General features: G+C 41.6%; 21 protein-coding genes and 2 pseudogenes. All 23 read left to right on the top strand.

Going from position 1 to position 13,987, the window contains the following annotated elements; genetic code table 11:
- Positions 1-240 precede the first annotated feature (240 nt).
- On the top strand, positions 241-474 hold the full coding sequence (locus BVE84_RS05600; RefSeq protein ID WP_076996082.1) for a hypothetical protein: 234 nt from the start codon (positions 241-243) through the stop codon (positions 472-474).
- Positions 464-865: a RusA family crossover junction endodeoxyribonuclease gene (locus tag BVE84_RS05595; protein WP_076996081.1), complete on the top strand. Its 402-nt coding sequence runs from the start codon at positions 464-466 to the stop codon at positions 863-865. Before BVE84_RS05600 ends, BVE84_RS05595 begins: the two co-directional genes overlap by 11 nt.
- Positions 862-1,080, top strand: a complete 219-nt coding sequence (locus BVE84_RS05590; RefSeq protein ID WP_076996080.1) for a hypothetical protein — start codon at positions 862-864, stop codon at positions 1,078-1,080. The genes BVE84_RS05595 and BVE84_RS05590 overlap by 4 nt, the downstream gene beginning before the upstream one ends.
- Positions 1,067-1,298: pseudogene (locus tag BVE84_RS05585) on the top strand (DUF3310 domain-containing protein). Before BVE84_RS05590 ends, BVE84_RS05585 begins: the two are co-directional and overlap by 14 nt.
- Positions 1,295-2,209 carry an N-6 DNA methylase gene (locus BVE84_RS05580; protein ID WP_076996079.1) on the top strand — a complete coding sequence of 305 codons (915 nt, stop codon included), beginning with the start codon at positions 1,295-1,297 and terminating at the stop codon, positions 2,207-2,209. Before BVE84_RS05585 ends, BVE84_RS05580 begins: the two are co-directional and overlap by 4 nt.
- A gap of 31 nt (positions 2,210-2,240) precedes the next feature.
- Entirely contained in the window at positions 2,241-2,459 is a 219-nt protein-coding gene (locus BVE84_RS05575; RefSeq protein WP_076996078.1) for a hypothetical protein, read from the top strand.
- A 2-nt stretch (positions 2,460-2,461) separates the two neighbouring features.
- Positions 2,462-2,911: a hypothetical protein gene (locus BVE84_RS05570; RefSeq protein WP_076996077.1), complete on the top strand. Its 450-nt coding sequence runs from the start codon at positions 2,462-2,464 to the stop codon at positions 2,909-2,911.
- Positions 2,912-2,917: 6 nt separating this feature from the next.
- Positions 2,918-3,364 (top strand): annotated as a pseudogene (locus tag BVE84_RS05565) (class I SAM-dependent methyltransferase); the annotation flags it as partial.
- Between the two features lie 237 nt (positions 3,365-3,601).
- The gene (locus tag BVE84_RS05560) at positions 3,602-4,396 is read left to right on the top strand and encodes a prohibitin family protein (RefSeq protein ID WP_076996076.1); all 795 of its coding nucleotides are present in this window, start codon (positions 3,602-3,604) and stop codon (positions 4,394-4,396) included.
- A gap of 81 nt (positions 4,397-4,477) precedes the next feature.
- Positions 4,478-4,900, top strand: a complete 423-nt coding sequence (locus tag BVE84_RS05555) for an ArpU family phage packaging/lysis transcriptional regulator (protein ID WP_076996075.1) — start codon at positions 4,478-4,480, stop codon at positions 4,898-4,900.
- 183 nt (positions 4,901-5,083) lie between these two features.
- Entirely contained in the window at positions 5,084-5,677 is a 594-nt protein-coding gene (locus tag BVE84_RS05550) for a terminase small subunit (protein ID WP_228062196.1), read from the top strand.
- Positions 5,667-6,914, top strand: a complete 1,248-nt coding sequence (locus tag BVE84_RS05545) for a PBSX family phage terminase large subunit (protein ID WP_076996074.1) — start codon at positions 5,667-5,669, stop codon at positions 6,912-6,914. The genes BVE84_RS05550 and BVE84_RS05545 overlap by 11 nt, the downstream gene beginning before the upstream one ends.
- A gap of 12 nt (positions 6,915-6,926) precedes the next feature.
- Positions 6,927-8,432, top strand: a complete 1,506-nt coding sequence (locus BVE84_RS05540) for a phage portal protein (RefSeq protein ID WP_076996073.1) — start codon at positions 6,927-6,929, stop codon at positions 8,430-8,432.
- Positions 8,422-9,855: a minor capsid protein gene (locus BVE84_RS05535; RefSeq protein WP_076996072.1), complete on the top strand. Its 1,434-nt coding sequence runs from the start codon at positions 8,422-8,424 to the stop codon at positions 9,853-9,855. Before BVE84_RS05540 ends, BVE84_RS05535 begins: the two co-directional genes overlap by 11 nt.
- Before the next feature lie 91 nt (positions 9,856-9,946).
- Positions 9,947-10,192 (top strand): hypothetical protein, encoded by a 246-nt coding sequence (locus tag BVE84_RS05530; protein ID WP_076996071.1) that lies wholly within the window; start codon positions 9,947-9,949, stop codon positions 10,190-10,192.
- A gap of 149 nt (positions 10,193-10,341) precedes the next feature.
- Entirely contained in the window at positions 10,342-10,914 is a 573-nt protein-coding gene (locus BVE84_RS05525) for a DUF4355 domain-containing protein (RefSeq protein WP_076996070.1), read from the top strand.
- 10 nt (positions 10,915-10,924) lie between these two features.
- Positions 10,925-11,290 carry a hypothetical protein gene (locus tag BVE84_RS05520; protein WP_076996069.1) on the top strand — a complete coding sequence of 122 codons (366 nt, stop codon included), beginning with the start codon at positions 10,925-10,927 and terminating at the stop codon, positions 11,288-11,290.
- Between the two features lie 3 nt (positions 11,291-11,293).
- A complete protein-coding gene (locus BVE84_RS05515; protein ID WP_076996068.1) occupies positions 11,294-12,343 on the top strand; it encodes a major capsid protein in 1,050 nt (349 codons plus the stop codon).
- Positions 12,344-12,353: 10 nt separating this feature from the next.
- Positions 12,354-12,590: a HeH/LEM domain-containing protein gene (locus tag BVE84_RS05510; RefSeq protein WP_076996067.1), complete on the top strand. Its 237-nt coding sequence runs from the start codon at positions 12,354-12,356 to the stop codon at positions 12,588-12,590.
- Positions 12,591-12,600: 10 nt separating this feature from the next.
- Complete coding sequence (locus tag BVE84_RS05505; protein ID WP_076996066.1) at positions 12,601-12,954, top strand: phage head-tail connector protein; 354 nt, start codon at positions 12,601-12,603, stop codon at positions 12,952-12,954.
- Complete coding sequence (locus BVE84_RS05500) at positions 12,951-13,259, top strand: hypothetical protein (protein WP_076996065.1); 309 nt, start codon at positions 12,951-12,953, stop codon at positions 13,257-13,259. Before BVE84_RS05505 ends, BVE84_RS05500 begins: the two co-directional genes overlap by 4 nt.
- On the top strand, positions 13,252-13,605 hold the full coding sequence (locus tag BVE84_RS05495) for an HK97-gp10 family putative phage morphogenesis protein (protein ID WP_076996064.1): 354 nt from the start codon (positions 13,252-13,254) through the stop codon (positions 13,603-13,605). The genes BVE84_RS05500 and BVE84_RS05495 overlap by 8 nt, the downstream gene beginning before the upstream one ends.
- A complete protein-coding gene (locus BVE84_RS05490; protein WP_076996063.1) occupies positions 13,595-13,984 on the top strand; it encodes a gp17 family tail completion protein in 390 nt (129 codons plus the stop codon). The genes BVE84_RS05495 and BVE84_RS05490 overlap by 11 nt, the downstream gene beginning before the upstream one ends.
- The last annotated feature ends 3 nt before the right edge of the window (positions 13,985-13,987 follow it).

The raw sequence follows: 13,987 nt of genomic DNA, 5'->3' as shown, positions 1-13,987 counted from the left end.
GACCCTAAAGAGACAAAAGGACGGACAAATTCGATAAATAATCGAAAATGTCCGAGAGACAAACTGAGGGACAGAAATTATACCTTTTAGGTAATAATTTTAGAGAAATGTCCCTAGAGGTCCAGAAGAACAGGTACAGGTACAAGGGGGCTATGCATCCGCCCCTTGTAACCCTGTAACCCTGTCCTTCACTCTGGACTTAAAGCGAAAAATTAAAAAATATGGAGAGTTCAAATAAATATGGTTAGAAAAAAGAAAAAGTATTCTGTCAATTTAGATGCAGGGAAAAATATGCCACCGCTCTATCACACATTGCCTGGTCAAGAATTTGATTATAAAAAATCAGAAGTTCTTAATTGGATTGGTCAACAGTCTGAAATGCTAAATTTTGTCAGAGAGCAATTAAAATCAGCAGGATACATCACCTATGATCCCGAAACTAGAAAGTGGACCGGGGTGGATTATGACAATTAGATTTTTCCTGCCAATGAAAAAAATACCTACCGTGACACACCAACAGAAACAGGTTCGAGTGATCAATGGTAAACCGCAATTTTATGAGCCTGAAAAGTTGGCAGATGCCAGAGCTAAGTACGAGGAGCTGCTGGCAAAGCACGTTCCTCCAGACAAGTTTCAAGGTCCGATTCGCTTGACAGTCAAGTGGCTATTTCCTCGGACGAAAAATTCTAAGCATGGCCAGTACAAGACGACGAAACCAGATACGGACAATCTGCAGAAGTTGCTAAAGGATTGCATGACCAAAGTTGGATTTTGGGAGGATGATGCACAAGTGGCCAGCGAGATTGTGGAAAAATTTTGGTCGGATATTGTTGGAATATACATTCGAGTTGAGGTGCTGGAATGAATTATATTGAATTTTTTGAAAAAGAAGTTCCTGCATGGATGCGAGCTAGCAATCAAAAGATGCAAGAGGTAGGCTTTGCGACAGATGCTTATTGGAAATGGTGTGTGCAGTCAATGGCAGAAATTAGTAAGAAGTACAATGATGACAGACTGGTCTTGAACCAATTTGGCATGATATTTGAATGGTTGGAGGAAAAAGCAAATGGCACAATTTGACACTATCACAAAACCGAAACACTACCAAGGTAAACATGGCCTTGAAGCTATGGCAGTTGTCGATAATTTTATCGGCAACTTAGCAGGGAAAGCAGCTTACTGCTGGGGCAATGTTATTAAGTATCTGCTACGCTTTCAAATGAAAAATGGAGGCGAGGACTTGAAAAAAGGCCCGTCAGCACTTGGATTGGTTGATAGAGGAGATGGAGAATAATTGAGTTTCAAAGAATTTAACAATCGTCAAATAGCCAATAAGCATGCTGAATATATTACAAGTCCTGTCTTGCGTCAGTATCTAGCGGATAAGGTTAGGCAATATTGTGGTGAGAATGTTTCAATTTTTGACGGTGCGGCTGGGTCGGGCCAGTTGGAGCAATTCATCCAGCCAAAAGAGTTTCATGCTGTGGAAATTCAGACACTCGCATGTGAAGCACTTAAAGAGAATTATCCGAACGCAGTCGTATATAATCAGAGTTTCTTTCTCTATGACGAGAATCCAGAGGTTGATGTGACTGCGATGAATCCGCCATATTCAATTAAGTTTAAGGATTTGCCGGAGGAAGACAGACAGGCTATTCAATCTGATTTCCCTTGGAAAAAATCGGGTGTAGTTGATGATATTTTCTTGCTTAAGTCACTCAAGTATACCAAACGATATGCATTCTATATCATGTTCCCTGGCATTGCCTACCGAGGCGCAGAAAAGAAAATGCGGGAATTGGTTGGCAATCGGTTACTGGAGCTAAACACTGTGAGAAATGGATTTGAAGACACGCAGATTGAAGTGCTTTTCCTTGTAATTGACAAGCAAAAGACCACTTCTGATATTCATAGCGAAATCTACGATGCCAAATTGAAAAAGATTGTTTACACAACAAGTAGTCAACTAACAGTTGACTACCACTGGCATGCACCTAGAGAACCTGTCGAAAAAGAGGAAATCGATATTGATGCAGTGAATCAGGAGTTAGATGAGTTAATGTTAGTACGACTTAGAAATCACTTAGAATCGCAGCTGTTGGTTATTCACTATTTTGGAGCGGAAATTGACTATCTAAGTTTTATCTCTCAAGCGTACGATATTTTAAATCAATATGAAATTTATTACAATTTTGGAGTTGTTCAATGAAAAAGGTAGATAATAAATTAGGAGGAGGAACATGAGTAGAAAATTTAGAGAAGCTATAGCAAACGGCTACATATTTGGTTGCTTTATAGGTTTAATTATCAGCGTGATGTTTTTAGCACACAGTGTCACTATTCAACAAGATAGAATTGAAGAATTAGAATTTAAAGTGAAGTATCAGCAACAGCGCAACGAAGTCATCACGCAGCAGCTACAAGAGATGAACAGGTATGTGCAGTATCCGGGAGGTTAAATATGGCAAATTGGGCAGAAGGAACTATTAAATTAAGAGGTAGAGCAGAAAATATTGCATCAGCGTTGGAATACATGTTTTCTGAGGACAAAAGTGTAACTGTTGAGAAAAAATATGATGGTGAATTGTTGTTATTCAAAAGTGCTGATTCTTGCTTTTACATCAAGGGTACAAGACGCGCACTCATAATTCATGATACTATTGAAATTTGGTTGGATGATGATTTCTTAATCGTTGAGTTGGACAATTTCAAGCAAGCGTGGTCTGCAATATCTGCTAATTATCAAGAGATTTCTAGTAAGTTTGATGTTGATATTAAAATCTTTACATTCGAGATGGGCATGGAATTTACACAAGAGATAGAAATCCATAAGGGTGTGGTTGTTAAGGATATTGTACAAACATATGATAATTATAGCTGGGAAGTACCGTTCGCTTCTTTAGGAGGTTAAGAATAAATGAAAATATTAGATGCTTGTTGTGGTAGTCGTATGTTTTGGTTTGATAAGGAAAACGAACATGTGACTTTCATGGACATTAGGAAAGAAAAAATTGAAATACACGGAAAAAAGGTCAACGTTGATCCTGATGTCATCGGAGACTTTCGAGACATGCCATTCGATGATGGAAGTTTCCATTTAGTAGTGTTTGACCCGCCGCATTTGAAATGGGCAGGTCCTAATTCGGTCATGAAAGCACAGTATGGACAGCTTGATAAAGTTACCTGGAAAGAGGGCTTGGTAAAAGGTTTTGCAGAGTGTATGCGTGTATTGAAGCCGAATGGAACACTAATCTTTAAATGGTCAGACTGTCAGATAAACGTTAGGGAAATTTTAAACGCAATACCATTCAAGCCACTATTTGGCCAGCAAAGAGGTACAACGCATTGGATGGCGTTTGCGAAAATAGGTAAGGAGGAATATAGGTTATCCGGGAGGGTGAAGATGAACAGACGACAACGTAAAAAGAAAATACTAAAGGGATTGAACAAAGAGGAGAGATACCGTAGGACACATTGTCCAGTATGCGATGATAAAATCGGAGTGTTTGAGCAGTATTTCAATAGCTACGGTTTTTGTAGTGAGTATTGTGGGTACGAATATTACGGAATTTCCAGATTGTAAAGAAAGAGGAATAGAAGAATGAACAACGCAACAAAAACAGGAATTATCTTAGCTAGTGTAGTATTACTTGGCGGGTTATTTAGACTCACGGCAGTTTCAAAAATCCCGGCAAATACAGTAGGGGTCAAATATAGTGCAGTATCTGGCGTTCAAGATGAAACGCTTGGTAGTGGCTATCATATCTATATGCCATTTCTTGACAAAATTTACAAGCTATCTACAGAAGTTCAGACCACAAAAATTGAGAAAGTCACTACGCAGACGAACGATGCGCAGTATCTTGACTCAACTATTGATGTTAAATGGCGAGTATCCGAAAAGAATGCGATGAAAGTATTTCGTGATTTTCGAAATGTAGAGGTATTGGCCGAAAAAGGAATTGAGCCGGCGGTGCAACGTGCTATGGAAGAGATTTCGGTGAATTATAACATCGTTGAGTTGCTAGGGTCAAAACGAAATCAAGTTTACACTGAATTTGAAGAGGCCTTGAAGCAACGTTTGGACTCGTACGGTGTTGAATTGGTGGCTGTAACAATCATTGATACAGATGCAGGGGACGACATCGAAAAAGCTATCAAGAATGAAGCTGTTAAACAGAAAGAAGTTGATACTGCTAAGCAGGAACAGGAGCGCGCAAAGATTGAAGCTGAAACAAAACAGATTCAAGCTCAAGCAGAAGCTGATGCAAATAAGAAACTATCTGAATCAATTACGGATAACTTAATCCGTATGAAAGAAGCGGAAGCTCGTATGAAGCACGGCTGGGTTGAAGTGCAGACCTCTGGTGATGTGATTACAGACACCGGAAAATAGCTAACAAAAAAGCCAGCACTGCTCGTACTGACTGTGAATAATAACTGATGAATATATTATATCATAGAAAGGTATGAGCAGATGACTTTTTTTCCAGAAATCGATGAAAAACAGACAATTAGAAATGTTAAGAGAAAGCTAAGAGAATATCCACGCTGGCGCAGAATTGCAGGCGATGTTGACGGTCAAAAAGTCACTGCGACGTACTCTTTTGAGCCGAGGCGGTCACATGGTTCGCCAAGCAAGCCAGTAGAGCGTCTGGCTATCAATCGAGTGGATGCAGAGTCAGAACTTGAAGCTATTGAGTATGCAATCAACAATCTACTCAATCCAACGCACAGACGTATACTGTACGAGAAGTATCTCTACGCAGGCAAGCGATATGATTTTGAAATCTACAACGACCTGTATTTGTCTGAGGCTAGTTTCTATATCGAGCTAAATGATGCACTGCTATCGTTTGCGGAACAGTACAGAAATGGATGTTTGTTGGTTCAAAATTAGAGTTTTTAAAAGTTTTTGTCAAGAAATCAAAAGTTTTTGCATAGATTATTCGTTTTCGTCGGTGTTAGAATAGTATCATCAAGAAATAAGGGTAAGGCAGTAAGCCCTGCCTGTTATGGAGAGTTACTCAAGAGGCTAAAGAGGGCAGGTTCGAGTCCTGCTGTTCCCGTTGGAAGATTTTAATTGGTAGTTAAAGTCGGAAATTTAGTCACACACCCGTGTGGCTTTTTTGGGTTGGAGGTGGTGGTCATTGATAGACATCAACAAATTGTAGACGAGCTGACAGATGATGCAATTAAGCTGATGTCTGATTGGCCGTCATCGAGAGAGAAGCAAAGGCAGTTCGTTTTGGCTTATGTAGCCAGCGGCTTTAAAAATGCTACAGAAGCAGCTAGACAAGTGGGGTATTCGGATAGAACCGCTAAAGTGACATCTAGTCAACTCCTAACAAAACCTAACTTTTTTCACGTCCAGGAAGTCATCAAAATATTAAAGGAAAACTTTGATAAACGTAGCGCGGAGTTGTCTATCGCCTCAGCTATAGAAATAAAGCAGTTTCACACGGCTGTCATGCGTGGAGAGGTCAATGACACGGATTTAATCATGACAGGCGACGGAATGCAAGAAGTTATCGAAATACCTGCACGCTTGAAAGAGCGTCAGAAATCAGCAGACAGTTTGGCTAAAATGTTGTCCGAAGGTGAAGCTACTGCTCGTACAGAAACTGCATTAGATAACTATTTCAAAGAATTGGAGGATGCACTGAATGGGGATTGATAGGTTGTATCATGATAAGCAAATCAGCATTTTAAAGCGTGCATTACGTGAAGATTGGTACATGATGATTAACCACGGTGCTGTTCGTGCTGGTAAGACGCAACTTGACAATGATTTGTTTCTGCTGGAACTTCGCAGAGCGAAAGAGAATGCAAAGCATGATGACGTGGATACTCCAATGTATATTCTCGGTGCAACAAGCGCTGGAACTTTGCAGACGAATATTCTACGGGAGTTATCTGATAAATATGGCATTGATTTCAAGTTTGACAAGCATGGTAATTTTATGCTGTTTGGTGTCTATGTCGTAACGACCTTTACTGGGTCTATCGCAGGACTTCGCTCCATTCGTGGTATGACTTCTTACGGTGCTTATATCAATGAGGCGACATTGGCCAATAAGGAGGTTTTTGACGAAATCCGGAAACGTTGTTCAGGTTATGGTGCACGTATCATTTGCGATACCAACCCAGACCATCCGAATCATTGGTTGAAGAAAGATTACATTGACAAAGCAGACGGTAAAAGTATCATTGCCAATCATTTCACGATGTTCGACAATACTTTTCTTAATCAGCGTTATATCGAGAATCAGATTGCTACTACTCCGAGCGGGATGTTTACTGAACGGGGTATCTACGGCCGTTGGGTCAGCGGCGAGGGAGCAGTCTATCGTGATTTCAAGGAAGAGATGTATGTATCAAGTAGCGACGTTCCAATGGACGAAATCACGACGTATTACGCTGGCGTTGACTGGGGATATGAGCACCATGGTGTTATTGTAGTTTGTGGGCAGACCGCAGATGGTCAGGTCTATCTCTTGGAAGAACATTCGGCACAGTACCAAGAAATTGATTACTGGGTAGAGATTGCTAAGGACATCAAATCACGTTATGGGAATATCTATTTTTATGCTGATTCTGCCCGTCCTGAACATGTTGCCCGTTTTAGGCGTGAAAAAATCAAGTGTTTCAATGGGCAAAAGGCTCGTTTGAGCGGCGTTGAACAAGTGGCTATGTTGATGAAACAGGGTCGCTTTTTTGTTGTATCAGATAAGGTCAATAAGTTCAAAGATGAGATTTATCAGTATGTTTGGAACGAGAAAACTGGTGAACCTGAGAAACAAAATGATGATGTGTTAGATAGTTTGCGATATGCAATCTACTCTCACTATATTCAGAACAACAAACCAAAAGGCAACCAGTTCGATGTGTTACGAGCTGGTTTTGGTTTATAGGAAAGGAGAAATATGAGCTATATTGAAACTTTTAGCGACAGTACAGGCAAAAGCAAGCAGCTTGAGTTCCGCTTTCACCGCGAAGCTCGTTTGCGCTATCGTGTAGAGAAGTTAGAAGACCTTGAGGCTGACCACTACTCATTGCTACGTGGCTATATTGAGCATCACGAGACAATCCAGAGACCACGCATTCAAGAGCTATACGATTATGCAGAGGGTAATAATCACGAAGTTAGCAAGGTTGGCAGACGCAGGGAAGAAGATATGGCAGATTCCAGAGCTGTTCATAATTTTGGTAAGGCCATTGCTAGCTTTAAGCAAGGCTACCTGGTCGGAAACCCTATTCGTGTTGATTACGAGGAAGATGAGACAACAAATGAAGCCTTGAAAGAACTGTCCAAACTGAATGACTTCCACCAACTCAACAGGGGGCTTGTGCTTGATTTGTCGAAGGTCGGCAGGGCTTACGACTTGGTATATCGTGCTAAGGATGACACTACACGGGCGGTCAAGTTAGACCCGCTAGGAACTTTTGTTATTTTTGACATGACTCTGGAGAATCATAGTATAGCTGGTGTGCGTTATTATCAAAAGTCGCAGTTTGATGAAAATAAAAAAATAATCGAACTCTATACGAGCGATAAAATCGTGACGTTTGAATATGATGGCGAGTTGAAAGAGATTGATAGCAAACCTCATGCGTTCGGCTTAGTGCCCATCACAGAATATTTAAATACAGGAAACGGTATGGGCGACTATGAGACGGAGCTATCTTTGATTGACCTTTACGATAGCGCTCAATCTGATACAGCTAACTATATGAAGGACTTGTCAGATGCTATCTTGGCAGTCTTTGGGCGCATCTCATTTCCCGACTATGTCGATACAGTTGAAAAACAAATTGCATTCATGGGGAAGATGCGAAAAGCTCGCATGATGAATCTTGAACCTCCGACTGATAACGAAGGAAAAGAAGGCAATATTGGTGCTAAGTATCTATACAAGCAATATGATGTCAACGGAACAGAGGCGTATAAAAAACGTGTGGTAAACGATATTCATAAATTTACTAACACACCCGACATGACAGACGAGAGTTTTGCCGGTGTACAGTCTGGCGAGGCAATGAAGTGGAAGGTGTTTGGTCTTGACCAGGAGCGCGTAGACATGCAAGCACTTTTTGAACGATCGCTCAAACGTAGATACAGATTGATTGCAACAGTGTCAACAATCCTCAAAGAAATAAAAGACTTTGACGTGGCTAAACTGAAAATAACGTTTACTCCTAACCTACCTAAATCCTTGCAAGAGAAGATAGAGGCCTTCCAAGCTCTTGGTGGAGAAGTGTCAAAAGAGACCGCTATGCAGATTACAGATATTGTGGAAGATCCAAAAGCTGAACTTAAGAAGCTATCCGAAGAAGAACAAGGTGCTAGTCGCATGTCTCGCATCATTGCGATGAATGAGCGCCTGAGTGATAGCGACTTAGTGAAGGAAGTGATTGCTGATGGCGAGTGATTACTGGCGAAAACGTATCGAAGCCGAACAGAGGGCTAAAATCGAGCGTGATGCGACTTTAGCGGACGAGATGAAACGATTATATGCTTATCATTTTGATGCCCTTGAAAAGGAAATCAGAGCCTTTACAGACAGATACGGCGAGAAGAACAATATATCGTTAACAGAGGTCAAGAAACGTGTTTCGGAAATGGATGTTAAGGCTTTTGAAGAAAAGGCGAAGAAGTATGTTGCTGAGAAGGATTTTTCAGCCAAGGCTAATTCGGAACTAGCTCTCTACAATCTCAAGATGAAAGTCAACCGTTTGGAATTGTTACAGTATCAAATGGATCTGGAATTAGTTGCCTTAACGGAGGGAGAGCATCGACTGACCAGTCGTTTTCTAAACGCTGAATATGTCAAAGAACTTAAATTCCAAGCTGGATTATTAGGTAAATCAGTACCAAGCCCTAATCGATTGAAACAATTAGCCGAGACTACGATTAATGCTAACTTTTACGGCGCGAATTGGTCAGATAATATCTGGAAGCGCCAGACTGAATTGCGTTCTGTGACGGCAGAATTAACAGAGGAATACTTACTACGTGGCAAGAATCCTACTGCGCTTGTTTCCAGGCTTCGTAGAGAGTTTGATGTGACAAGTTATGAGGCTAGACGGCTGGCTATCACAGAGGGGGCTAGGGTGGCTACAGAAGCACAAAGACAGTCGTACATCGACAATGATTACGCTGAATATGAATATATTGCCGAGCCTAGCGCTTGTGACTTGTGCAAACCGTTAGATGGTAAAATTTTCAAAGTGAAAGACATGCAATCGGGTAAAAATGCTGCACCCATGCATCCACATTGCCGTTGTTCTACTGCTGCTCATTATTCAGAAAACGATGAGTATGAACGGTTGATACAGGAGTCGTGGAACTCACGCTATCCACATATGGCCAATATTACAAATAAGCTAATTGATGGTAAAAATCACTTGCCAGACATTGATATTAGCAATCAGGTCACAAAGGACGGAAAGACCTATGTGGTGGACGGTCACAATGTTGTATCTGACCACTCAAATTATGAGCATAGGGTGGCAAGTTGGTTCTCTAGTAAGACGGGAATGCACGTTGACATCTTACCGAGGGTTAATAATCCTGAGAATGTAAATACCCCTGATTATTTGATGGCGGGTGTCCCTTTTGATTTGAAAGGTTTTTCTGGCTCTGGAAAATATGTCATTGACAATAACTCTAGAAAAGCAAAAGTACAAGCGCCTAATATCATATTTGATGCAACAAAAAGCCCTCTAAGTGATGAGGACTTGTTGAGACAGTTAGATGATGTGTACCGTTCGGGACGACGTGGCTTAGAAATCGCAGTCCTCAAAAGAGGTAGTGAGGTCGTTGCTATTGTTCAACCCATACAAAAAAACTGAGGAAACCGCGCTCCAATGGGTGCTCGACCTCCTCAGTTTTGATTAAATTATACATCAAAACAGCTAATTTTGCAAGAAAAAGGAGAAGATTATGAACAAACGTATCAAAAAGAAACGCTGGCTTGAAATCAAACTCGCAGAATGTCTGGCTCGTGAGCTTTTGCTTATGTCCGCAGTGGCAGAACAAAATGACAAGATTTCTGAACAAGCGAAGGAAATCACTGAACTACGTTCCGTTATAGAACGCAATGCGCAGGCTACTAACTCAAGATTTAATTACCTTGAGAAAAAAGTGGCTGATAAGGTTTCTAAAAATTCTTGGTTTAGTCGCAAGTAAGGAGGTGGTCACTCATCTTGACTGGTAGGAAAGACTACTTTATACCGTGTGAAAATCCATACGGTTTTTATTTGCCCAAAACATGCTTAAGGCCTTAAACTGTGCAAGATTTTACAGTCCGACAGGACTCAAAACAAGGAGGTGCCTGTATGGCAGATTTAGTCGAAAACGGTGTAGTCGAAGAAGTATCTCAAGAGGAAGTCGACACTCAAGAAGAGGTGAAAACGGAAGCTACAGCAGAAAAGACATATACACAAGCGGAAGTGACTGAAATGATTAAACAGAATGTGAGTCGTGCAGTTGCTAAAGCTCACAAAGACGCTGAGAAGAAATTCAAGGCAGAACAAGATGAAGCTGATAAGTTAGCGAAGATGAATGAGAAGGAAAAAGCCGACTATGAACACGATAAACTTCTCGCTGAGTTGCAATCGTTGAAGGATGAAAAGACTCTTAATGAGATGAAGAATATCGCTCGTGGCATGCTTTTGGACTCGAATATCACGCTTTCTGATGAGCTTTTAGGTCGATTGGTTACACTAGATGCCGAGGAGACAAAACAAGCTGTGACGGGCTTTATTTCAGCGTTTAACGTAGCAGTATCTGAGGAAGTCAAGAAGACCATTCGACAAGACACTCCAGGAGTAGGTTCTGAGGTGTCAAAACAAACCAATTATGGAGCTAGGCTTGCTAAAAACAAGAACACTAGCGAAAAATTAGTATAAGGAGGCCAATATGGCAGAAAAAACACTTTTTGGGGTCGCTGAAATCTTGCACAACATGACCTATGAGGCGATTTCCGTGACGATTGACAAAGAAACTACGGGCGCAGTGACTGAAAACGGTCGAAAAATCCTAAAAGCCGGTACTCTCTTGGCTGGTGATGGTGCATCTGTATTTGATGACCGTAGCAAGAAGGCGAAAGCGAATGCAACTGCACCAGATGGAGTCCTTCTCTATGATGCAGATGTAACAGATGGTGATGCAGTAGCTTCCTTGGTTTACCGTGGCACATTGCGTGCTGATAAAGTAAACGGCGGAACTGTATCAGACGCAATCAAAGGGAAACTCCCTCATATCCAATTTGTGAAAGGAGCTTAATAGATGGCTTTAATTTATGACGTTGTAACTGCCCCTAATTTGGCAGGTTATTGGAATACCTCTAAAGCCAATGTAGAGGCAACTCTGGGAGAGCGTGCCTTTCCAGCTAAGAAACAGCTTGGCTTGAAACTTGCTTTTATTAAAGGCTCAGCTGGACTTCCGGTTGTTCTTCGTGCATCTGCATTTGATACTGAAGCAACACTCCGTGAGCGTATGAACGTAACTCTTAACGAAGAAGAAATGCCTTACTTCAAAGAAGGGATTGTTGTAAAAGAGTCAGATCGTCAGCAACTCAATCTGATTGGGCAGACTGGCAATCAGGCATTGATTGATACAATTATCGAAGGTATCTTTGATGATGAAGCTCGTTTGTTGAGTGGCGCTCATGCTCGCTTGCAGGCAATGCGCTTCCAAGTGTTGGCAACTGGTAAAATCGGTATCATTTCCAACGGCGTAGCTCGTGACATTGATTATGGTGTGGCTGATACCAATAAAGGAGTTGTATCGACTGCTTGGTCAGATTCTGCAACTGCGACACCTCTTGCGGACATCTCCAAAGCTGTAGATGCGCTAGCTGCAACTGGTGGCAAGGCCGAGGTGATGATTCTTAATTCCAAGACATTCGCAGAAATTAAGGTTGCTAAATCAACCCTTTTGGCAATCAAGCCAACTGCCCCAGACCGTGCTGGTGTGACAAACCGTGAATTGAAGGATTATCTTGAATCAGAGTACGGTCTTGCAGTTGCAGTCGAAAACGGGACGTACAAAGATGATGACGGCGTGACTAAGAAATTCTATCCAGATGGACATGTAACACTTGCTCCAAACGGCGCACTCGGCAAGACTGTGTTTGGTACAACTCCAGAAGAATCAGACTTGCTTGGGGGTAACTCAGATTCTGCAAAAGTTGCTATTGTCGATACTGGTATTGCAGTAACAACAATTAAGCATGCTGATCCAGTTAATGTTGAGACTAAGGTTTCTATGATTGCCTTGCCATCATTTGAACGCTTGGACGAAGTATACATGCTTTCAACTGTGCCAGAAGCCTAGGAGGCGGACTATGGGAAATGTAATCAAGACTTTCCGAGACAAAGAGACTAAAGAGGTCTACTACATTGGACAAATCTATAATGGGGGCAGGACAGAAGAACTGACTGCCCTTGGTTTTTTGTCCGATAAAAAATCAGACGATTTTAGCAATTTGAAATTGGATGAACTTAAGGCGAAATTGGACGAACTCGGCATTGAGTATAATCCTAAAGCTAAGAAGCTGGAATTACTGGAATTGTTGAAATAGGGGGTATCGTATGTCTAAACTGGACGAGTATGCTGTACTTGAAAGCGTAAAAATAGACTTGGATATCAATGATAACTTGCAAGATGAATTACTTTTGTTACTGATTCGCAAGGCTACAGATCACTTTAAATTGGCTTACTCAGTTGAATCGATTGAGGATATTTTCTCGTTCGTTATCGAAGATTGCACCATTAAACGTTTCAATCGCCGGGGGTCAGAAGGAACGAAGGCGGAATCGATTGAGGGGCATTCGGTCACTTACGATGACACTGCGTCAGAGTTTGAACCATACGACGACTTGATACGCTCCAAATTAAGCCTTTTAGAGACTAAAGAGCGCAAAGGGGGTATTTATATCCTATGAGGTACAATCAGCGTGTACGGCTCTGTAGAGACGAAAAAAAGCACTACGATAGCGACTTGGGACGAATGGTTTCGGAGAAAAAGATTGTTGCTGAAATCCCCTGTTTTATATCGCCTGTGCGAGTTGAATTGTTGAATGCGTTTGGAAGCAAATTGAATCAGTCTAGCTTGGTTGTGCATGTCAGAGAGTATAGGGAAAAGGTCGACTCGCTCGAATTAGAAGGTCGGCCTTTTACTATTGTCAAAACACCGATTCACAGGAACGGTAGGACGATTTTTTATGTAAGTGAGGCGCTAAATGGCTAAGTTGGAGATCCGAGGCGATGAACCATTGATTAGAGCTTTACAGACCGCCGCAAACAATAAAGCACACAAGGCTATTGTTAAGAATTTTGGCGGAAAACTGCAGAAAACAGCTAAGAGAAAAGCAATATTTACTAAAGGATATTCTACTGGAGCAACCAAGGGAGACATTAACCTTGAAATTACTGACGGCGGTTTTACTGCCAAGGTAGAAGCTGGAACCGAGTACTCGGGCTACCTCGAAAAAGGTACTCGGAAAATGGAAGCACAGCCATTCATGAAGCCAGCTCTTGATGAAATTGAACCACAATTCATAGCGGAATTAAGGAGGGCCAGCATTGTTAAGTAAACAACCTGATCAACAGCTTCATGATGAATTGATTAAGCGGTCAAACGAACTGGGGCTTACTGCCTATCCATTTTTGCCACCAGACGGCACGCCCTATCCTTTCATGGTGGTTGCTTATACTCAGATTGTTCCTCAACCGACTAAATCCTACTTAGTGGGTACGGTATCAGCTCAAGTTGATGTCTGGGGCAAGGCAGATGATAGGAAGCTGGTTTCTGACTGGATTGGCGAGCTCATGAGGGAGTTTTCCACAATTAGGCAGATTGACAGCACAAGGTGGTCAATGGATTTAACCAGCCCAACCGAAATCATCAAAGATAACTCTACTCAAGAACTGCTCTACCATGGCATTCTTGACTTAAAATTCAAATTTCATTAGGAG

This window comes from Streptococcus azizii (assembly GCF_001984715.1).
In the GTDB taxonomy this organism is placed as follows: Bacteria; Bacillota; Bacilli; order Lactobacillales; family Streptococcaceae; genus Streptococcus; species Streptococcus azizii.
The sequence above is the reverse complement of the archived record's forward strand: the minus strand, read 5'-3'. Positions and strand labels throughout refer to the sequence as shown.